This window comes from Acidovorax sp. 100, from assembly GCF_003688355.1.
Taxonomy (GTDB): Bacteria; Pseudomonadota; Gammaproteobacteria; order Burkholderiales; family Burkholderiaceae_C; genus Acidovorax; species Acidovorax delafieldii.
On the sequence record NZ_REFD01000001.1, the window covers coordinates 4,316,593 to 4,337,863 of the forward strand.

Genomic DNA, 21,271 nt, shown 5'->3' on the forward strand with positions numbered 1-21,271 from the left:
CAGAATCAGTCGGACGATGAAACGAATTCCTCTTCTTGCATCCCTGGGGCTGGTGGTGGCCGTGAGCGTGGGTTGCGCCACCCTTGACGCCAAGCAGCGCGAATGGATCTTCCAGCCCAGCGACCGCAGCTGGGGCGGCGCGCCGTCCACCGAAGGCATGCAGGATGTGTGGATCGAGTTCGCCTCCGACGCCAGCGGCAAGGCTGAGCGCCTGCACGGGCTGTGGCTGCCCCACACCCAGGCCAGCGCGCCGGTGCTGCTGTACCTGCACGGCGCGCGCTGGAACGTGGCGGGCTCGTCAGGCCGCATCCGGCGCATGCAGGAGCTGGGCTTTTCGGTGCTTGCCATCGACTACCGAGGCTTTGGGCGCAGCAGCGCAGGCCTGCCGTCCGAGGCCACCGCCGCCGAGGACGCCCGCGCTGCCTGGAACTGGCTGGCCGAGCAGCACCCGGACAAGCCGCGCTACATCTTCGGCCACTCGCTGGGCGGCGCCATCGCGATCGACCTGGCGCGCCAGGTACCGGATGAAAAGGGCACCATCGTCGAAGGCACCTTCACCAGCATCCCCGACGTGGTCAGCACCTTCAAGTGGGGCTGGCTGCCGGTGTCGCCCCTTATCACGCAGCGGTTCGAATCCATCCGCAAGGTGGCCGAGATCGGCTCGCCGCTGCTGGTGGTGCATGGCAGCGACGACAGCCTGATCCGCCCCGCGCTGGGCCGCCAGTTGTATGAGGCAGCGCGGGAGCCCAAGCAGTTTGTGCTGGTAGAGGGTGGCTCGCACCACAACACCAACTCTGTGGGCCAACGACAATACCGCGAGGCCGTGGCCTCGTTGTTTCACCTGAAGTAAGCGCAGCGGCTCGCCGCGACGTCTCTGCCGCGCTGTCTCAGCGGCGCACCGCCTGCGCCAGTGCCGCCCAGGCCTTGAGGGTGAGCGGGTGGGTAAAGCCTGCCCCCGCCACGGGGTGCGACGACAGTTTGATCACCACCATCTCGGCAGCCGGGTTCACATGGATGAACTGGCCGTGGATGCCGGCGGCCTCATAAGCCCCATCAGAGTTGTGCAGCACCCACCACTGGTTGCGGTAGCTGTAGCCCGGCCGAAAGGCCATGCCACCCACCTTGAACTTCTCTCGGTCGCCGCCCTTGGCGGTGTCGTCGATCACGGCCTTGTCAAAAATCTTCTGGCCGTTGAAGCTGCCGCCCAGGCGCAGCATCTCGCCAAACCGCGCCAGGTCGCGTGCCGTGGCGTTGAGGCCTGCGCCCTGCAGCGGCGTGCCCACGCTGTCCACCATCACATGGGCGTCTTCCTCGGTGCCCAGCTTTTGCCAGATGTTGTCGCTCATGAGCTCGGCCCAGTGTTTGCCGGTAGCGCGCGACACGATCCAGCCCAGCACCTCCGAATGCACGGTGCGGTACACAAAACCGGCGCCATGTTCGCCTTCCTTCTTGAGCGTCTTGAGGAAGTCGTACACATTGGTCGGCCCCTGGTAGCCCGGCGGACGGGGCAGCAGACCGCTGGACCAGCTGTAGCCAAATATCTCGGTGGTGGGGTCGGTGTAGACCTCGCGGAAACGCACGGCGCCCGTCATGTCCATCACATCGCGCACCTTCATGTCGCCCCATGCAGACTCCGCCAGCTCGGGTACGTATTTGGTCACCAGTGCCTCGGGGTCGATCTTGCCGTCGTGCGCCAGCTGCGCCGCCATGAGCCCGGTGAACGACTTGGTGACCGAGAACAGCAGATGCGGCGAGTAGGGCTTCATCTGGTTGTCGTAGCGCTCGTACACCACGCGGCCCTTGTGCATCACCACCAGCGCATCGGTGTAGGTGCGGGTGAACCATTGGTCCACCGTGATGGGCTGGCCCTTGTCGTCATCGAATGCCACTGCGCCCAATGGTCGCGGGTCGGCCGGCAACGCAGATGGTGCCGCCGCGCCCCGGCGGATATTGCGCGTGGGCTGCAGCTCGCGCAGGTGCTGCACGGCCCAGCGCAGCTGCGGGTATTTGTACGAGTTGCTCAGGTCCACACGCTGCGCCCCTTCGGGTGGGAAGGTGCTCATGTAGCCCAGCGTGTCCAGCGTCACGGTCTCGGGCGCCGGTAGCGCCGGGGCCTGCGCCTGGGCTGGGGCCGCAAAGGCCACACCCAATGCCGCCGCAGCGCAGGCTGCCCGCCACAGCGCGGCGGGGAATTCGCCAGAACGCCGGGGCTGCGCAGGATGCGCAGGGTGAGCGGTTTGCGCCGCAGAGGCGCTGTGAGTCTTGTGCATGGCTTGTCTCCTTGTGGTGTTATGTTGTGTTGTGTTGCTTGGTGCAGCATCCGGGCGAAGCGTCCCTCAGAACAGCGTCCAAGGCATGACGGGCTGCCAGCCACCGCCCCACCATGGTGCTGCGCCCCGCGCAAGGCAGGATGTCACCCGCGCGACCTTTGTCATACATAAATTTGCGCAAGTTCTCACCGCGTGGGTCCACCGCCCTGCCTGCAGCGCGCCCACCCCTTCTGGTACGCTCAGACAGATATGTCTGCCCCCTCCGCCACCGCAGCGTCTGCGGCCGCCCCTGCCTCTGTCCAACCCGGCCTGGCCATTCTGGTACTGGCCCTGTTGCTGTCCATCCAGCCCGTCACCACCGACCTGTACCTGCCCGCGCTGCCCGCTCTCACCCGCAGCCTGGGTGCGCCCATGGCGGCGGCGCAGCTCACGCTCAGCGGGCTGCTGCTGGCGTTTGGTTGTTCGCAGATGGTGTGGGGCCCTCTGTCTGACCGCTTTGGCCGCCGCCCCATCCTGCTGGCGGGCCTGACCATCTACACCGTGGCCTCGCTGGGCAGTGCCTTTGCACCGACCATGGGCCTGCTCATTCTGTGGCGCATCGCCCAGGGTGCTGCCATGGGGGCCGTGGTGATGTGCGCGCGCGCCATCGTGCGCGACCTGTACACCCCGCTGGAGGGCGCCCGCGCCATGTCCAAGGCGCTTACTGGGCTGGGTATCGTGGCCTGCATCTGCGCGCCCATGGGTGGCCTGCTGAGCGAATGGCTGGGCTGGCGTGCTGCACTGCTGGCACTCACGGTGTACGCCGTGGTCACGCTGGCGCTGGTGGCCTTGCGCTTGCCCGAGACCCTGGCCCACCGCAACCCCCAAGCGCTGCAGCCCCGTGCGCTGGTGGGCACCTGGCAACAGGTGTTGCGCAGCCCCACCTTCTGGGCGTTTTCGCTGCAGACCACGGCCACCTATGGCGGGCTGTTCACCTTTCTGGCGTCGTCCTCGTTCGTCTACATCGACGTGCTGGGCCTCACGCGCACCATGTATGGCTGGGTCATGGCGTCTGCCTGCGTGGCCTACTTCGCAGGCACCTTCGTGTGCCGCGCTCTGCTGGCACGGTTTGGCCTGCAGCGCACGGTGGCCATTGCCGGGGCCTTGAGCGCCAGCGGCGGCACGCTGATGGCGCTGGTGGCCTGGATGGGCTGGCACCACCCCTGGGCACTGACGCTGCCGTTCTACCTGTTCATGGTGGCGCACGGCATCCACCAGCCCTGCGGGCAAAGTGGCGCCGTAGGGCCTTTCCCCAAGGCGGCAGGCGTCGCATCGGCCCTGAACGGTTTCATGATGATGCTGGCGGCCTTTGCCATTGGCGGCTGGCTGGGGCTGCGGCTCGATGGCACGGTGTGGCCGCTGGTCAACGGGATCTGGTTCTGGTCGGTGGTGCTGGCCGTGATCTCGTGGACGCTGGTGCAGAAGTTTGGAGCGCCCCGTGAGCACGCCTGACACTCTACCTACCATCGCCCTGGCGGGCCCCACGGCGTCGGGCAAGACCGCCGGCGCGCTGGCGCTGGCCGCCGTGCTGGGCAAACAGGGCCGGCCGGTCGAGATCATCAGCGTGGACTCGGCCCTGGTGTACCGGGGCATGGACATTGGCACCGCCAAGCCCACGCCCGACGAGCGCGCCGCCGTGCCGCACCACCTCATCGACATCCGCGATCCGCTGCAGGCCTACAGTGCCGCCGAGTTTGTGCAGGACGCCACCCGGCTCATCGCCGAGATCCGCGCGCGCGGCGCACTGCCCCTGCTGGTGGGCGGCACCATGCTGTACTTCAAGGCCCTGTTTGATGGCATTGACGACATGCCCGCCGCCGACCCCGAGGTGCGCGCCAAGATCGAAGCCCAGGCGGCCGAGCAGGGCTGGCCTGCCCTGCATGCCGAGCTGGCGCGTGTGGACCCAGTGACGGCCGCGCGCCTGGCCCCCGGCGACAGCCAGCGCATTCAACGTGCACTGGAGGTGTGGCATCTCTCGGGCCAGCCGTTGTCGAGCTTTCACACTATCAAAAAGGTAGCAGGCAACACAAATAACACCGGCGCTAGCGCGCTTTTTTCCTTGGAACCCGAGAACCGAGCCTGGCTGCATGAGCGCATCGCCCAGCGTTTTGACGCCATGCTGGCTGGTGGCTTCATCGACGAGGTGGCGGCCCTGCGCGCGCGCGGCGACCTGCACCCCGACCTGCCCTCCATGCGCTGCGTGGGCTACCGGCAGGTGTGGGAAGAACTCGACTTCCAGGCCAGCCGCCCCGCTGGCACGCCGTTGAACACGGCCTTCCTGCGCGAACGCGGCATTGCCGCCACACGGCAACTGGCCAAGCGCCAGATCACCTGGCTGCGCAGCATGCCGCAGCGCCACGCCATCGCCTGCGACCAGCCCCATGCCGTGGCCACGCTGGTGCAGGCCGTGCTGCAACGCCTGGAGCAGCCCACGCCATGACGCTGCTGCATGTGGAGAACCTGGGCAAGCACTACGGCAGCACGCCGGTGTTCGCCAACGTGCAGTTCGCCGTGGCACCCGGCGAGTTTGTGGCCATCGTGGGCGATTCGGGCGTGGGCAAGTCCACCCTGCTCAACTGCCTGGCGGGGCTGGATACCTGGGACACCGGCAGCATCACCCACGGCACCACCGACCTGGGCCAGCTCGACGACACCGCCCGTGCGCTGTGGCGCCGTGCGCATGTGGGCTTTGTGTTCCAGGCCTTCCACGTGCTGCCGCACCTGGACGTGGCACAGAATGTGGCACTGCCGCTGATGCTGCTGGGCCAAACCGACGCGGCCCGGGTGCAGCACATGCTGGCCGCCGTGGGCCTGGAAGGTCTGGGCGCACGGCTGCCTCAGCAGCTCAGCGGCGGGCAGCTGCAGCGTGTGGCCATCGCCCGCGCGCTGGTGCACCGCCCCGCCCTGCTGCTGGCCGACGAGCCCACCGGCAACCTCGATCCCACCACCGCCACGCGCGTGATGGACCTGCTGCTGGCGCAGACACGCGAGCACGGCGCATCGCTGGTACTGGTCACCCATTCCGACGCTGCTGCGGCGCGGGCCGACCGGGTGCTGCGCCTCACTGCCAGCGGCATCGCCGCCTAGGCAAACCCGAACTTCAGCGAAGGCGTAGAGCGGATCACACTGCCCAGCGCAGCGGTTCTGGCCAAGCGCAGCAACGACGCCAGAAGGGTTGTGTGAGCCACGCTCACTCGATGTTCAGCCGCTGCGCCGCCTTGTTCACCTTCTTGGGCAGGTTCAGCGTCAGCACGCCGTTGTCGTACTTGGCCTTGGCCTGCGCGGCGTCCACATCGGCGGGCAACTGGAAGCTGCGGGCCACAGCGCCAAAGTAGCGCTCGCTGCGCAGCACCTTTTCGCCCTCACGCTTTTCATCGTGCTGGCGCACCTCGGCGCGCAGGCTCACCACATTGCCTTCGAGCGAGACATGGATGTCCTCCTTGGCCACGCCGGGCACTTCGGCCTGCACCGTGTAGCCACCTTCGGTTTCCTTCACATCCACCTTGATCTGGCTGGGTGAAGGCAGGTTGTCGCCATGCAGCGGGCGCACGTAAAAGCCGGGGGCAATGTCCTTGAAAAAGTCGTCAAACAGACTGCCACGGGTCACAAGAGAGTTCATGGTTTTGGCTCCAGAAAAGGGGTTGAAACAGACAACTGAGCCAGCGCAGGAGGGCGGGCCCTGACTCCAAGATAGGCCTGCGGTATCGCGGCTTCAAGGGGGTTGAAATGCAAGGTTGATGTGCGTCAAAAACCCAGGCTCCCAACGCCTGCGGCCACAATGCAGGCCATGCTCGCCCTGCTCCGCACCTTCTCCTGGCAAGACCTGCGCCACCACCCCTGGCGCAGCGCCGCAGCGGTGGCGGCCGTGATGCTGGGTGTGGCGCTGGCGTTTGCGGTGCATGTGATCAATGCGTCGGCGCTGGACGAGTTCTCGCAGGCCGTGCGCGCTGTCAACGGTCAGCCCGACCTGGAGCTGCGCGCCATGCAAGGCAGCCTGCCCGAGGCGCTGTACGAACGCCTCGCCACCGACCCGCAAGTGGCCCGCGCCAGCCCGCTGCTGGAGCTGTCGGCCGTAGCGCAGGCGGCTACAACAGCGGGCGCCAAAGACCAGTCCCTTCGCACCCCCATCCGCGTGCTGGGCGCCGATGCACTGCTGCTGCCCACCATGGCCCCGGCGCTGGTGCCGCGCCCCTGGGACAGCGCCGACCGGTTCGCCCTCTTCGCACCCGCCACGGTGTTCCTGAACACGGCCGCGCTGCAGGTGCTGGGGCTTTCTGCCGCCGCTCCAGCACCATCCTCGCCCCTGCCCCGCCTCACGCTGCAGGTGGGTTTGCAACAGGCGCTCACGGTGCAGGTGGCGGGCACCGTGACCGCCGGCGGCGCGCCGCTGGCCGTGATGGACATTGGCGCTGCGCAAGATCTGTTTGGCCGTGCAGGCGCACTCACCCGCATCGACCTGCAACTGCAGCCCGGCACCGACCGCACTGCGTGGGAGACCACACTGCGCGCGCAGCCTGGCTGGCCTGCCAACCTGGTGCTGGCGCAGCCCGGCGATGCCACCCAGCGCATCAGCAACCTGTCGCGCGCCTACCGGGTCAACCTGACGGTGCTGGCGCTGGTGGCACTGTTCACCGGCGCGTTTCTGGTGTTTTCGGTACTGGCCCTCAGCGTGGCGCAGCGCGGGCCGCAGTTTGCGCTGCTGGCCGTGCTGGGCGCCACGCCGCGCCAGCGGCTGGCACTGGTGCTGGCAGAGTCGGCAGCGCTGGGCCTGCTGGGCAGCGTGCTGGGCATAGCGCTGGGCACCGCGCTGGCGGCCACGGCACTGCAACTGCTGGGCGGCGACCTGGGCGGTGGCTACTTTGCGGGCGTGCGGCCCGCGCTGCAATGGAGCGCCCCCGCCGCCCTGGTGTACGGCGCACTGGGCGTGGCGGCCGCCTTGGCGGGTGGCTGGTGGCCCGCACGCGCCGCGCAGACCCTGCCCCCGGCCCAGACCCTGAAGGGCCTCGGCGCCGCAGCCAGCCAGGCGGACAAGGGCACTGTTGGTATCGTTTTGATAGCTACCGGGGCACTGTTGACTAGCGCCCCACCCGTATTTGGCATTCCACTGGCTGCCTACGTGGCCATTGCGCTGCTGCTGGTGGGCGGCATCGCCCTACTGCCCTGGGGCATGGCGCGGTTGCTGGCGTGGCTGCAGCCCCTGGCCGCGCGCCACGCGCTGCCACGGCTGGCGCTGGAGCGCGCGCGGCGCATGCGGGGCAGCGCTGCCATCGCGGTGGGCGGCGTGGTCGCATCCCTCAGCCTGGCCGTGGCGCTGACGGTGATGGTGTCCAGCTTTCGCGGCTCGGTCACACAGTGGCTGGACGCGGTGCTGCCGTCGCCGCTGTACGTGCGCTCGGCCCTCAGTGCGGGCGGCACGGGCGGCGGTGAGGCCGCGTTGCTGCCCGCAGGATTTGCCGAAGCAGTGGGCCAGTTGCCAGGGTTGGACCGCGTGCAGCCCCTGCGCGCCAGCCCACTGCAGCTGTCCCCCACGCTGCCCGCCCTCACGGTGCTGAGCCGCCCCCTGGGCGATGAGCCGGCGCAGACCCTGCCGCTGGTGGGCGAGGCCCTGCCCGTGCCCCCCGGCCGCACCGGCGTGTACATCAGCGAGGCCGTGGTGGACCTGTACGGCCTGCGCCCCGGCATGGAGTGGCCTGCACTTTCCAAGGCTTTTAGCCCCCAAGCGCTAGAGAATCATGCGTCAACAGCTATCTTTTACATAGCAGGCATCTGGCGGGACTACGCCCGGCAAACCGGCGCCGTGGTGATGGACCGCGCGGTGTGGCTGCGCCTGACCGGCGACGCCCGCACCAGCGACCTGGCCCTGTGGCCCAGCGAGGGCGCCGACCTGTCGGCCTTGCAGCAGTCCATCCGCGCGCTCGCTGCGACGCAAGCCGGTCGCCAGCCCTCCACTGTGGCCGGCGCCACCACGGGCGACAGCGAAGCCCTGGTGGAATTCAGCTCCGCCGCCACCATCCGCGAACGCTCGCTGCGCATCTTCGACCGCAGCTTTGCTGTCACCTACTGGCTGCAGGCCGTCGCCATCGGCATCGGCCTGTTCGGCGTGGCCGCCAGCTTCAGCGCCCAGGTGCTGGCACGGCGCAAGGAGTTTGGCCTGCTCGCCCACCTGGGCCTCACGCGGCGCCAGATCCTGACCGTGGTGGCGGGCGAAGGGGCCGCGTGGACGGCGGTGGGTGCAGCGGCGGGGGTGCTGCTGGGGCTGGCCGTGTCCGTGGTGCTGGTGCACGTGGTGAACCCGCAGAGTTTTCACTGGACGATGGATTTGGCAGTGCCGGGTTGGAGGTTGCTGGCGCTGTGTGCTGCCGTTGTTGTGTCGGGCACGGTCACCGCATGGCTGGCAGGCCGGGCGGCGGCGGGAAGGGATGCGGTGATGGCGGTGAAAGAGGACTGGTGACACACCACTTGTGATCATTCAATAGCGCCGTTAAAAATTGTTTGCAATCTCGGAAGATTTTGATAATCATCCTTTGAAATACCAGCGCAAGCGACATAGAAGCGCAGGTGGCGGCAAGGCGTGACCAGCGTTGTCCGCCACGCCCCGGGCACAGTCACTTGGCAATGCAAGACTGAGCCGCCGCGTACATAACGTACATAAGAGTAAGAGGGAAATCCATGAAATCAGTATTCCGGCATATGGCCGCCGCAGCCGTGCTCTGTTGCGGCCTCATCGCCCCCGCGTGGTCGCAATATGTCGTGGGCGCTGGCGCTTCGATTGACATGTCCGGAGGAGGCTCTTGGGATCTCGGCTGCCTCCCCGTGCAGGTGGAAGGCTCCCTGATCATCGGTGCCGGCCAGTTCTCGACAGGCAGCAACCTCGACATCGCTGGCTCGGGGGTTTTCAACGGCGGCACCGGCCTGCTTCAAGTGGGCGGCAACCTGAGCAGCTCCGGCACGTTCAACCCCGAGACCGGCTCTGTGGTGCTCACAGACGGATGCATAGGCAATACCAGCCAGCTTTCAGGCACCTTGGTGTTTCGCAATCTGACTTTGTCCAGCTCCACGGGACGTACCTTTGTCATTCCGGCAGGTACCAACATCACCGTGTTGGGGACCCTGACGCTTCAAGGAGCACCGGGACAAAACATCCAGCTGATCTCTTCGGGTGGCGGCACTGCCGTCATCAACCTCGGGCCCGGCGCAACAGTCAACCGCACCTTCGCCACTGTGGCGGGTAACGTTCAAATCGGCGCGGCCGTTGCGGCCAGCAGCATCCCGACACTCAGCGAGTACGGCTTGATGCTTCTGGCACTCCTGATGGGCATGGCTGCCTTCTGGCGCTATCGCCGTGGTGCCACAACACCGCACGCTTGATATCTGCAACCAGGAGCGATTTGCCATGACATTCCCCTTCCATCCCCTTCGCCTGATGGTTGCACTGAGCGCAGCCTATGCCTTGCACACGCCGCTGGCCCTGGCCGCCGACATCTCCGCCACTGTCCCCAGTGGTGGTGGCTTTGTGATCAAGAACTCCGCCGGCACCCAGGAACGCTTTCGGGTACAGGACAGTGGTGAAGTGCGGGCCCCGGGCCTGAGCGGCGCAACGCCCAACACCAGTCTCACCTGCTTTGATGCTCCCACAGGTCGCCTGGGCCCTTGCGCCAGCGGTATAGGCACTGGCGCCACCGGTGCAACAGGCCCGACAGGCGCTACTGGAGCCATTGGAACGACCGGCCCCACAGGCAGCGCGGGAGCAGCAGGTGCCACTGGGGCAACTGGCGCAACGGGGCCCACCGGGGCAACTGGCGCCACGGGCGCCACCGGTGCCACGGGAGCAGGCGCTACCGGTGCAACCGGCCCAACCGGTGCAACAGGCCCTGTGGGAGCCGCTGGAGCGGTGGGCCCCACAGGCGCCACTGGGGCCGACAGCACTGTGCCCGGGCCACAGGGCACCCAGGGGATTCAGGGGATTCAAGGCCCTACGGGGCCGACCGGCCCCACAGGCAGCGCTACCGTATCGTTGACAGAGTATTCCAACGGATCCAATTGCGACAACGTCACACCACCGTACACGGTCCAGGTAGAAGCCACCTGTGGCGCAGGAAAAGCTGTGGTCAGTGGCGGATGTGAGACGGCCTCCCCGCGCGACGACGTGTTTTCGATCAGCAAACGCGTGGGCACAGACAAGTGGAGCTGTACCTTCTCTTGTGGAAGTGCGAGCGCCATCACAGCCTACGCCTACTGCCAATAAGGGGCGCCACCGCCGCCATTCGCACACGGACGAAATCGATCTTCAACCACGCGCTGCAATCATTGGCTCCGCTCCGCATTTGCCTGAACATGATCGTGAAGGACGAGGCACCGGTGATCACCCGGTGCCTCGCTTCGGTGAAGCACTGGATAGACCATTGGGTCATCGTTGATACGGCTGCACGCAGGGCATCGTCCGCGAGTTCATGCAAGGCATTCCTGGCACGCAGTGCGATCTCCTACCGGAACTTCAGGTACCGGTAATTTCACAACATTCACCTTGCGCACAGTCACTTGGCAATGCAAGACTGAGCCGCCGCGTACATAACGTACATAAGAGTAAGAGGGAAATCCATGAAATCAGTATTCCGGCATATGGCCGCCGCAGCCGTGCTCTGTTGCGGCCTCATCGCCCCCGCGTGGTCGCAATATGTCGTGGGCGCTGGCGCTTCGATTGACATGTCCGGAGGAGGCTCTTGGGATCTCGGCTGCCTCCCCGTGCAGGTGGAAGGCTCCCTGATCATCGGTGCCGGCCAGTTCTCGACAGGCAGCAACCTCGACATCGCTGGCTCGGGGGTTTTCAACGGCGGCACCGGCCTGCTTCAAGTGGGCGGCAACCTGAGCAGCTCCGGCACGTTCAACCCCGAGACCGGCTCTGTGGTGCTCACAGACGGATGCATAGGCAATACCAGCCAGCTTTCAGGCACCTTGGTGTTTCGCAATCTGACTTTGTCCAGCTCCACGGGACGTACCTTTGTCATTCCGGCAGGTACCAACATCACCGTGTTGGGGACCCTGACGCTTCAAGGAGCACCGGGACAAAACATCCAGCTGATCTCTTCGGGTGGCGGCACTGCCGTCATCAACCTCGGGCCCGGCGCAACAGTCAACCGCACCTTCGCCACTGTGGCGGGTAACGTTCAAATCGGCGCGGCCGTTGCGGCCAGCAGCATCCCGACACTCAGCGAGTACGGCTTGATGCTTCTGGCACTCCTGATGGGCATGGCTGCCTTCTGGCGCTATCGCCGTGGTGCCACAACACCGCACGCTTGATATCTGCAACCAGGAGCGATTTGCCATGACATTCCCCTTCCATCCCCTTCGCCTGATGGTTGCACTGAGCGCAGCCTATGCCTTGCACACGCCGCTGGCCCTGGCCGCCGACATCTCCGCCACTGTCCCCAGTGGTGGTGGCTTTGTGATCAAGAACTCCGCCGGCACCCAGGAACGCTTTCGGGTACAGGACAGTGGTGAAGTGCGGGCCCCGGGCCTGAGCGGCGCAACGCCCAACACCAGTCTCACCTGCTTTGATGCTCCCACAGGTCGCCTGGGCCCTTGCGCCAGCGGTATAGGCACTGGCGCCACCGGTGCAACAGGGCCAACCGGGGCCACTGGCGCCTCTGGAACGGGTGCCACTGGGGCAACCGGAGCCACGGGTGCTACCGGTGCGACGGGCGCCACGGGGGTCACAGGAGCAACGGGCGCCACCGGTGCTGGCAGCACCGTCCAAGGGCCTACGGGACCTACGGGGGCTCAAGGTATCCAGGGCATTCAAGGGCCTGCCGGCCCTACCGGGGCAGACAGTACCGTGCCCGGACCACAGGGGAACATCGGTGCAACTGGCGCCATGGGGCCAACAGGGGTTACCGGCGCTGCGGGGGCTACTGGGGCCACCGGGCCTGCAGGAAGTGGAGGTTACCGCTGGCAGGGCATCCTCGCGTCCACTGTAACCACCACGTCGGGTTATATGAACGGTTCAGCGGTGGCCCCATCAGGCATTGCCATCTATGCAATGCCCTCGAACTGCACCGTCGCTAACGTCAATGTTCGCTCCGTAAACTCCTTTCCCGCGCTGACGACAACCTTGCTCAGGGGCAACGGTTTCGTGGCACCCAGCCCTGTCAGTTCCTGCACAGGTACACCGTGCACCATCGCAGCCAACCAAGCGTTCAATGCAGGCGATTCTTTCGCGGTCACGGTGGATGGTGGCGGTGCTCAACTCGGAACCACCAGCGGTGGGCTTTCCGTTGAATTTTCGTGCCAGTAGCGTTGGTGCACTCACAACCCACGTCTCGAACAACTCGCTCTTTCATCGGTGCGCATGAACCAGACTGGCGTTCAATGAACGGCTTCGTTGTTGTACTGTGTAAGCGTCTCTCCAAAGGCTTTTCTACCGCGCTCGACTGACCTCCCTGCCGTACATTGCGGCGGTACCTCCATGCGCAACATTACGCTCAACATGATCATCAAGAACGAGGCACCGGTGATCACCCGGTGCCTCGCTTCGGTCAAACCCTTGATAGACCACTGGGTCATCGTGGACACGGGTTCCACCGATGGCACGCAGGACATCGTCCGCGATTTCATGCAAGGCGTTCCCGGCACGCTGTTCGAGCGACCCTGGAAGAACTTTGCGCACAACCGCAACGAGGCACTGGAACTAGCGCGCCCCTATGGCGGCTATCTGCTCTTCATTGACGCCGATGAGCAACTTCGTGTGCCGTCAGGTTTTACCTGGCCCGCGCTCTCGGCAGACGGGTACACCCTGACCTGCCACATGGACGGCTGGGAGTACCAGCGCAACAGCCTTGTGGCCACACGCATCGGCTGGCGCTGGGAGGGTGTGCTGCACGAGTACCTTACGGCCAAGCAGCATGGCCCCTGGCAAACGCTGCAGGGGCCCGTCATCCACGTATCCCACGATGGCGCCCGCGCGCGCGATCCGGAAACCTACCTGCGCGACATGGCCTTGCTGGAGCAGGCCGTGCGGGACGACCCCACCAACACGCGCAACGTGTTCTACCTGGCCCAGAGCTGCCGCGATGCGGGGCAGATCGAGCCCAGCTTGCAGTGGTACCAGCGACGGGTTGACATGGGGGGGTGGGACGAAGAACGCTGGTATGCCCTGTTCCAGATCGCCGTGCTGCATGAGCGCAACCAGGCCCCACCCGCCACCGTGCGCAATGCTTATCTGGCTGCCTACGCGGCCCGCCCGCAGAGAGCTGAGCCCCTGTGCGAACTGGCTCGCTATCACCGCGAACGGGCCGAACATGCACTTGCCACCGTGTTTGCCTTGCAGGCGTCACAGATTCCGCAACCTGCGGACATTCTTTTTGTGGATACACAGGTGTACGCATGGCGTGCACTGGATGAACTGGCCGTCAGTGCCTTCTACACCCCCCACCGAGACCTGGGCCGTGGTGCGCTGCAGCGGCTGCTGGCCGAGCGCCGATACCCGACGGACCAAGCCCAACGCATTGAAGCAAATCAGGCGTTCTACGGACTGTGACCTCCAGCACGGTACAGGCTGAAGGCGCTGCGACAATGCGCACATGCAGATCCCGCCCTCCCCTACTCGATGGCTCCACGAAGCCATCGCCCGCATCGAAGCAGACTACCAGCGCAGCGCCGACACCCACCTGATCCCGCTGCGCCTGCCCGCGTTTGCTGCGCATGGCATTGACCTGTACCTCAAGGACGAATCCACCCACCCCACGGGCAGCCTGAAGCACCGGCTGGCGCGGTCGCTGTTTCTGTATGCGCTGTGCAATGGCTGGGTGCATGAGGGCTCGACCATCGTCGAGTCGTCCAGCGGCTCCACAGCGGTGAGTGAGGCTTACTTTGCCCGGCTGCTCGGCCTGCCGTTTGTGGCGGTGATGCCGCGCAGCACGTCACCCGAGAAAGTGGCGCAGATCGAGTTCCATGGCGGGCGTTGCCACTTTGTGGACAGCGCGGGCGCGGTGTATGACGCGGCCCGTGCGATTGCCGAGGAGACGGGCGGCCACTATATGGACCAGTTCACGTATGCCGAGCGCGCGACCGACTGGCGCGGCAACAACAACATTGCCGAGAGCATGTTCACGCAGATGGCGCGCGAGCCGCACCCTGTGCCGCGCTGGATCGTGGTGGGCGCGGGCACGGGCGGCACTAGCGCCACTATTGGCCGCTATGTGCGCTACCAGCGCCATGCCACGCAGGTGTGTGTGGCCGACCCGGCGGGGTCGGTGTTCAGTGCCTACCACCGCACGGGCGATGCGCAGCTGACGGCGCCAGGATCCCGCATTGAAGGCATTGGTCGCCCACGGGTGGAGCCAAGCTTTATCCGCACGCTGGTGGACCACATGGTGGATGTGGCGGACTGCGAGTCCATCGCCGCCATGCGTGCGCTGTCGCAGTTGCTGGGGCGGCGCGTGGGCCCGTCCACCGGCACCAACTTTGTGGCCATGCTCACGCTGGCCAGCGAGATGCGCGAGCGGGGCGAGCGCGGCTCCATCCTGTCGCTGCTGTGTGATGCGGGCGAACGGTACTTGCCCACGTATTTCGACACTGAATGGGTGGACCGCACGTTTGGCGACTGCTCAGCCGCGCAGCAGAAGATAGACGCACTGATCGGCTGACGCCCGCTACCCTCCGCACCATGCCCTTTTCTGCTTTGCCTCCAGGCCCGTTGGCGCAATCAAGCGGCCCTCTGGCCACCCGACGCCAGTGGCTGGTAACGCAGATGCCCGTGGGCCTGGCAGCCGTAGGTGCTGCAGGGTGGCTGCCCGAGACAGCGCATGCATTGCCTGCACGGGCGTTGACCTTTCCCCGTGACCACGGCAGCCACCCGGAGCTTCGTACCGAGTGGTGGTACATCACCGGCCATGTGCAAGCGCAGGGGCAACCGTGGGGCTTTCAGATCACATTCTTTCGCTCGCGGGTCGATGCGACGCAACAGCTGCAGTCGGCCTTTGCTGCCAAACACCTGCTGTTCGCGCACGCCGCCATCACCGATGTGCGCGGGCAGCGGCTGGTGCATGACCAGCGCATTGCGCGTGCTGGTTTTGGGGTGGCGCAGGCGAGTGAGGCCGACACCCGAATCCGCCTGCAGGACTGGACGCTGGAGCGCAGCGACACCGCACGCGGAAAGCCAGACTTTGCAGCCAGCCGCTACACCACACACGTCGTGGGCAGCGAGTTCGGGCTGGACCTGGTGTTTGACAGCACCCAGCCCTTGCTGCTCCAGGGGCAGCAAGGGCTGTCCCGCAAGGGGCCGGACGCCGAGCAGGCCAGTTACTACTACAGCCAGCCACAGTTGGCCGTCAGCGGCACCTTGCAGGTGGGCAACAAACGCATGGCAGTGACGCCCGACACCGGCCGCGCCTGGATGGACCACGAGTGGAGCGAGGCCCTGCTGCCCCCTGACGCCCAGGGGTGGGACTGGATCGGCATGAACCTGCACGACGGCAGCGCACTCACAGCCTTCCGACTGCGGCGGGCTGATGGCACCGCGTTGTGGGCGGGTGGATCGTGGCGGGCGCCCGGGCAGCCGGTGCAGGTGTTTGGCGCACAGTCTGTGGCGTTCACCCCCTTGCGGTGGTGGACCAGCCCGCGCAGTGGCGCGCGCTACCCGGTGCAGTGGCAGGTGGAAACGCCCGCAGGCAGCTTTGAAGTGAACGCGCTGCTGGAAAGCCAGGAGCTGGACAGCAGCGGATCAACGGGGGCGATCTATTGGGAAGGGCTGTCTGACCTGATGAGCGACAGAGGCCAACCCATGGGTAGAGGCTACCTGGAAATGACCGGATACGCAAAGCCGCTGCGCCTGTAAAAACAGCAGCGGCTTGATGCCTGATGAATGCCGCCAGAACGTGCGGCGTCACACCCTCAATGCTTGGCGGAGCTGCCTGCGCGGCGCTGCGCCAGCCAGGCAATGATCTCGCCCATGATGCCGCGGCGGAAGGCCAGCACGCAGATCACGAAGATCAGGCCCGTGACCATGGTGACGGATTCGCCCAGGGTCTTGAACCATTCCACACTGGTCAAGGCGGCCAACAGGTTGCCGAATTCGCCGATCTTGTTCTCCAGCAGCACCACCACAGCCGAGCCGATGAGCGGGCCCGACAGCGTGCCCAGGCCGCCTACCAGCGTCATCAGGATGACCTGGCCCGACGCGGTCCAGTGCACATCGGACAGCGTGGCAAAGCCGAGCACCAGGGTCTTGAGAGAGCCTGCCAGGCCCGCCAGAGCCGCCGACAACACAAAGGCCAGCAGCTTGAAGCGGTGCGTGTCATAGCCCAGCGAGATGGCGCGGGGCTCGTTCTCCTTGATGCCCTTGAGCACCTGGCCAAACGGCGAGTGGATGGTGCGCACGATCAGCAAGAACGCTGCGACCACGATGACCAGCGCGACGTAGTACATGACGAGGTCGCTTTGCAGATCGATCAAGCCAAACAGCTTGCCGCGCGGCACACCCTGCAAGCCGTCCTCACCACCCGTGAAGGGGGCTTGGAGACAGGCAAAGAACAGCATCTGCGCCAACGCCAATGTGATCATGGAGAAGTAGATGCCCTGGCGGCGAATGGCCAGCCAGCCAAACAGCAGGCCCAGCAGCGCGCCACCGGCGGTGCCGAGCAGCAGGCCTACTTCAGGCGTCAGGCCCCACACCTTGATGGCGTGGCCAGCCACATAGGCGGCGCCACCAAGGAAGGCCGCATGGCCAAAAGACAACAGGCCGGTATAACCGAGCAGCAGGTTGAACGCGGAAGCAAACAGTGCAAAGCACATGAGCTTCATCACGAAGACGGGATAGGCGCCGAGAAAAGGCGCGGCAATGAGGGCCAGCAACAGCAGGCCGTAACCAATGGTGGCAGTGTTCTTGGAATTCATGCTGGCGGCCCCTTATTTTTCTTTGCCGAACAGGCCGGCGGGGCGAATGAGAAGAACGATGACCATGATGACGAACACCACGGTGGAAGACGCTTCGGGGTAGAACACCTTGGTGAAACCTTCGATCACTCCCAGGCCCAGCCCGGTCAAGATGGAGCCCATGATGGAGCCCATGCCGCCAATCACGACCACGGCAAACACCACGATGATCAGGTTCTGGCCCATGAGTGGGGTGACCTGGTACACGGGGGCGGCCAGCACACCGGCAAAAGCAGCCAGTGCGGCACCAAAGGCGTAGGTCAGGGTCACCATCACCGGCACGTTGATGCCGAAGGCTTCCACCAGGCGCGGGTTTTCGGTACCGGCGCGCAGATAGGCGCCCAGCTTGGTTTTTTCGATCACGTACCAGGTGCCGATGCACACCACCACCGAGGCCACCACCACCCACGCACGGTAATTGGGCATGATCATGAAGCCGAGGTTGGTCGCGCCTTCCAGCAGCTCGGGAGTGTCGTAGCCCAGGCCCGACACGCCATAGATGGAGCGGAACACGCCTTCGATCAGCAGGGTCAGGCCCAGCGTGAGCAGCAGCCCGTACAGGTGATCAAGCTTGTAGATCCAGCGCAGCAGCAAGCGCTCGATCAGCACCCCAAACAGCCCCACCAAGAGCGGCGCCAGCACCAGCATCAACCAGTAGTTGATGCCGAAATAGTTCATGGCCATCCATGTCAGCAATGCCCCGGTCATGAACAGTGCACCGTGCGCAAAGTTGATGACGTTGAGCAGGCCAAAGATCACAGCCAGCCCCAGGCTGAGGATTGCGTAGAACGATCCGTTGACCAGCCCCAGAAGGAGCTGGCTCAACAGGCCGGGCAATGAGACACCAAAGATTTCCATGGGAGGCAGCAGCAGGTGGAGAGAGTTCAGGTCAGAGGGCCACACCGGGACCGGCGTCCCGCTGGGACAGCCAGGCCGGCGTGGGCCCTCTCAGGGGTTTACTTCCAGAGCGGGCACTTGCTCTCGGCCTTGGTGGTGAACACGGAGTCACCAGGCAGCTTCTTGATCAGCTTGTAGTAGTCCCAGGGCTTGGTGGACTCTGCAGGCTTCTTCACTTCCATCAGGTACATGTCGTGTACGTAACGGCCGTCGGCGCGCAGCTGGCCCGAGCCGAAGAAGTCGTTCATCTTCATGCCGCGCCATGTGGTCATGACCTTGTCAGCGTCCACCGACTTGGCGGCTTCCACGGCCTTGAGGTAGTTCATGGTGGCCGAGTAGTCAGCCGCCTGGATTTCGGTCGGCATGCGCTTGGTCTTCTCGAAGAAACGCGCCGAGAACTTGCGGGTTTCGTCGTTCAGATCCCAGTACCAGCTGGTGGTGAACTGCAAGCCTTCGGTGTTGCGCAGGCCCAGGCTGTGCACATCGGAGATGAAGATCAGCAGGCCGGCGAGCTTCATGCTCTTGCCGATGCCGAACTCCTTGGCAGCCTTGATGGAGTTGATGGTGTCACCACCTGCATTGGCCAGGCCCAGGATCTGTGCCTTGGAGTTCTGCGCCTGCAGCAGGAAGGACGAGAAGTCGGACGCGTTCAGCGGGTGGCGCACAGCGCCCACCACGTTGCCGCCCTTGGCCTTGACCACGGCGGTGGTGTCGGCTTCGAGCGCATGGCCGAAGGCATAGTCTGCCGTCAGGAAGTACCAGCTCTTGCCGCCGCCATCCACAATGGCCGAGCCTGTGCCCTTGGCCAGTGCCACAGTGTCATACGCGTAGTGCACAGTGTACGGTGTGCACTGGTCGTTGGTCAGCGCAGAGCTGGCAGCACCGTTGTTGATATAGACACGCTTTTTCTCGGCAGCGACCTTGGCCGAAGCAAGTGCGGTACCCGAGTTGGTTCCCCCAAACAGCATGGTCAGGCCTTGGGTATCGATCCACTCCCGGGCCTTGGAGGCTGCGATGTCGGCCTTGTTCTGGTGGTCTGCTGTCAGCAGCTCGATGGGCATGCCCAGCACCTTGCCTCCGAAGTCGTCAATCGCCATCTGAATGGCCACTGCGCCGTTCTTGCCTTCCACGTCCGCATACAGGCTGGACATGTCGGTGATGAAACCGATCTTGACCTTGTCCTGCGCGTGCGCGGCCGAGGTGGCCAGACCTGCAACGCCCAGCATCAGTGCCAGCACTTTGAGTTGTTTCTTCATGGATTTGTCTCCTGTGGGTGTGGTGGAAGAAAACGGTGGGGAAAGGGTGTGGGCGTGGCTCAGACGCCCAGCAGTTCGTTGAGCACGGGCATCTTGGCCTCCAGCTCGGCGGCGCCAAACTTCTCCACGATGCGGCCGTGCTCCATCACGTAGAACCGGTCGGCCAGCGGTGCGGCAAAACGGAAGTTCTGCTCAACCATGACCACGGTGTAGCCCTTCTGGCGCAGCATGGTGATCATGCGGGCCAGGGCCTGCACGATGACGGGCGCCAGGCCTTCGGAGATTTCATCGAGCAGCAGCAGATTGGCGCCAGTGCGCAGGATGCGGGCCACAGCCAGCATCTGCTGTTCACCGCCCGACAGGCGCGTGCCCTGGCTGTTCTTGCGCTCGGCCAGGTTGGGGAACATGGCGTAGATCTCCTGCACCGACATGCCCGGCGTGCCCGTCTTGAGGGCGGGTGGCAGCAGCAGGTTTTCTTCGCACGACAGGCTGGAGAAAATGCCACGCTCTTCGGGGCAGTAGCCCACGCCCAGGTGCGCAATACGGTGCGTGGGCATGTTCACGGTTTCCACGCCGTTGATCTTGACCGAACCCTTGCGCGCACCGGTCAGCCCCATGATGGCGCGCATGGTGGTGGTGCGGCCTGCGCCGTTGCGGCCCAGCAGCGTGACCACCTCGCCCGGCTGGACGACGATGTCCACGCCGTGCAGCACATGCGACTCGCCGTACCAGGCTTCGAGGTTCTTGATTTCGAGTGCGGGAGCGCCAGCCATCAGTGCGCTCCCTGCAGTTGGCCGTCGGTCGTGCCCATGTAGGCTTCCATGACTTGGGGGTTGTTGGATACTTCTGCGTAGGGGCCTTCGGCCAGCACGGCGCCGCGCTGCAGCACCGTGATGCGGTCAGCGATGGTGGAGACCACCTTCATGTTGTGTTCCACCATCAGGATGGTGCGGCCTGCCGAGACCTTCTTGATGAGCTGGGTAACGCGGTCCACGTCTTCGTGGCCCATGCCCTGCGTGGGCTCGTCCAGCAGCATCAACTCGGGCTCCATGGACAGCGTGGTCGCGATCTCCAGTGCGCGCTTGCGGCCGTAGGGCAGGTTCACGGTCACTTCATCGGCCAGGTCTTCCAGCCCCACCTCGGTCAGCAGTTGCATGGCACGGTCGTCAAGCTGCCGCAGGGTGCGCTCGCTGCGCCAAAAGTGGAACGAAGTGCCCAGCTTGCGCTGCAGGCCCAGGCGCACGTTCTCGATGAGTGTCAGGTGCGGAAACACGGCCGATATCTGGAACGACCGGATCACTCCACGGCGCGCAATCTGTGCGGGCTGCTCTCGCGTGATGTCGTGCCCGTTGAAGCGGATGACACCCGAGGTCGGCTCCAGGAACTTGGTGAGCAGGTTGAAGCACGTGGTCTTGCCCGCACCATTGGGACCGATCAGCGCATGGATGGAGCCGCGCCGAACGGCCAGGTTCACATCGCTGACGGCGGTGAAGCCCTTGAACTCTTTGGTCAGGCTGTTGGTTTCAAGAATGACGTCGCTCATTGCGCCTTGGCCGCTCCGTAAGGTGCTGAAATGAGGAGCCTTGCAACAAGGTCTCCGGGGAGGTTGGATCGCAACGCATCGTATGTCTCCCTACCCCGCGGTAGATACTGGGACTAATGCCTATGTATAAATGCCTACGTACCCGCCCTGAGGGCGCATGGCGCTGGGGATGTACGGGCGCGGGCAGCGCGCCAATGCTCAATCTGGCGCCGTGGCAGGCACAGAAGACCACACGCGGTGCTGGTGCAGCGCCGCGCCCATCACTGACTTTTTACTGACAAGCATTGGTATTCACCGCCGTGGGCACCACCTACATCGAGAGAGAGGCTGTGCCTCCT

At 65.1% G+C, this 21,271-nt stretch carries 17 protein-coding genes; 10 read left to right on the forward strand and 7 right to left on the reverse strand.

The genetic code is table 11. From position 1 onward, the window contains the following. The first annotated feature begins 16 nt into the window (after window positions 1–16). On the forward strand, window positions 17–850 hold the full coding sequence (locus tag C8C96_RS19765; RefSeq protein ID WP_121943382.1) for an alpha/beta hydrolase: 834 nt from the start codon (window positions 17–19) through the stop codon (window positions 848–850). A gap of 37 nt (window positions 851–887) precedes the next feature. Here the strand turns inward: C8C96_RS19765 and C8C96_RS19770 are convergent, their stop codons facing one another. Further along, window positions 888–2,270, reverse strand: a complete 1,383-nt coding sequence (locus C8C96_RS19770; RefSeq protein ID WP_199737502.1) for a serine hydrolase — start codon at window positions 2,268–2,270, stop codon at window positions 888–890. Window positions 2,271–2,519: 249 nt separating this feature from the next. Between C8C96_RS19770 and C8C96_RS19775 the strand changes: the two genes are divergently transcribed. The 3 genes from C8C96_RS19775 to C8C96_RS19785 are packed head-to-tail and all read left to right on the forward strand — an operon-like array spanning window position 2,520 to window position 5,396. Then, entirely contained in the window at window positions 2,520–3,761 is a 1,242-nt protein-coding gene (locus tag C8C96_RS19775) for a multidrug effflux MFS transporter (protein ID WP_121943383.1), read from the forward strand. Beyond that, on the forward strand, window positions 3,748–4,749 hold the full coding sequence (gene miaA / locus C8C96_RS19780; RefSeq protein WP_121943384.1) for a tRNA (adenosine(37)-N6)-dimethylallyltransferase MiaA: 1,002 nt from the start codon (window positions 3,748–3,750) through the stop codon (window positions 4,747–4,749). Before C8C96_RS19775 ends, miaA begins: the two co-directional genes overlap by 14 nt. Next, on the forward strand, window positions 4,746–5,396 hold the full coding sequence (locus C8C96_RS19785; RefSeq protein WP_121943385.1) for an ABC transporter ATP-binding protein: 651 nt from the start codon (window positions 4,746–4,748) through the stop codon (window positions 5,394–5,396). The genes miaA and C8C96_RS19785 overlap by 4 nt, the downstream gene beginning before the upstream one ends. Window positions 5,397–5,499: 103 nt before the next feature. Here C8C96_RS19785 and C8C96_RS19790 read toward each other — a convergent pair whose 3' ends face one another. Then, a complete protein-coding gene (locus C8C96_RS19790) occupies window positions 5,500–5,928 on the reverse strand; it encodes an Hsp20/alpha crystallin family protein (protein ID WP_056743473.1) in 429 nt (142 codons plus the stop codon). 159 nt (window positions 5,929–6,087) lie between these two features. Between C8C96_RS19790 and C8C96_RS19795 the strand changes: the two genes are divergently transcribed. The 6 genes from C8C96_RS19795 (at window position 6,088) to C8C96_RS19835 (ending at window position 16,140) form a co-directional block, all read left to right on the forward strand. Further along, entirely contained in the window at window positions 6,088–8,760 is a 2,673-nt protein-coding gene (locus tag C8C96_RS19795) for an FtsX-like permease family protein (RefSeq protein ID WP_121943386.1), read from the forward strand. A 218-nt stretch (window positions 8,761–8,978) separates the two neighbouring features. Beyond that, window positions 8,979–9,677: an IPTL-CTERM sorting domain-containing protein gene (locus tag C8C96_RS19800; protein ID WP_233584277.1), complete on the forward strand. Its 699-nt coding sequence runs from the start codon at window positions 8,979–8,981 to the stop codon at window positions 9,675–9,677. A gap of 1,230 nt (window positions 9,678–10,907) precedes the next feature. After that, on the forward strand, window positions 10,908–11,606 hold the full coding sequence (locus tag C8C96_RS19815; RefSeq protein ID WP_233584277.1) for an IPTL-CTERM sorting domain-containing protein: 699 nt from the start codon (window positions 10,908–10,910) through the stop codon (window positions 11,604–11,606). A gap of 1,165 nt (window positions 11,607–12,771) precedes the next feature. Further along, the gene (locus tag C8C96_RS19825; protein WP_121943389.1) at window positions 12,772–13,842 is read left to right on the forward strand and encodes a glycosyltransferase; all 1,071 of its coding nucleotides are present in this window, start codon (window positions 12,772–12,774) and stop codon (window positions 13,840–13,842) included. A 43-nt stretch (window positions 13,843–13,885) separates the two neighbouring features. Beyond that, window positions 13,886–14,950, forward strand: coding sequence for a PLP-dependent cysteine synthase family protein (locus tag C8C96_RS19830; RefSeq protein WP_121943390.1), 1,065 nt, complete (start codon window positions 13,886–13,888; stop codon window positions 14,948–14,950). Between the two features lie 20 nt (window positions 14,951–14,970). Beyond that, the gene (locus C8C96_RS19835) at window positions 14,971–16,140 is read left to right on the forward strand and encodes a lipocalin-like domain-containing protein (protein ID WP_370107363.1); all 1,170 of its coding nucleotides are present in this window, start codon (window positions 14,971–14,973) and stop codon (window positions 16,138–16,140) included. A gap of 56 nt (window positions 16,141–16,196) precedes the next feature. Here the strand turns inward: C8C96_RS19835 and C8C96_RS19840 are convergent, their stop codons facing one another. From C8C96_RS19840 to C8C96_RS19860, 5 genes are all read right to left on the reverse strand, one after another. Beyond that, window positions 16,197–17,198, reverse strand: a complete 1,002-nt coding sequence (locus tag C8C96_RS19840; RefSeq protein ID WP_056061594.1) for a branched-chain amino acid ABC transporter permease — start codon at window positions 17,196–17,198, stop codon at window positions 16,197–16,199. Between the two features lie 12 nt (window positions 17,199–17,210). Beyond that, entirely contained in the window at window positions 17,211–18,095 is an 885-nt protein-coding gene (locus C8C96_RS19845; RefSeq protein ID WP_056061592.1) for a branched-chain amino acid ABC transporter permease, read from the reverse strand. A gap of 98 nt (window positions 18,096–18,193) precedes the next feature. Beyond that, complete coding sequence (locus C8C96_RS19850; protein WP_056061590.1) at window positions 18,194–19,390, reverse strand: ABC transporter substrate-binding protein; 1,197 nt, start codon at window positions 19,388–19,390, stop codon at window positions 18,194–18,196. A gap of 59 nt (window positions 19,391–19,449) precedes the next feature. Then, the gene (locus tag C8C96_RS19855; protein ID WP_056747689.1) at window positions 19,450–20,163 is read right to left on the reverse strand and encodes an ABC transporter ATP-binding protein; all 714 of its coding nucleotides are present in this window, start codon (window positions 20,161–20,163) and stop codon (window positions 19,450–19,452) included. Next, the gene (locus C8C96_RS19860; protein WP_015013285.1) at window positions 20,163–20,933 is read right to left on the reverse strand and encodes an ABC transporter ATP-binding protein; all 771 of its coding nucleotides are present in this window, start codon (window positions 20,931–20,933) and stop codon (window positions 20,163–20,165) included. Before C8C96_RS19860 ends, C8C96_RS19855 begins: the two co-directional genes overlap by 1 nt. Between the last annotated feature and the right edge of the window lie 338 nt (window positions 20,934–21,271).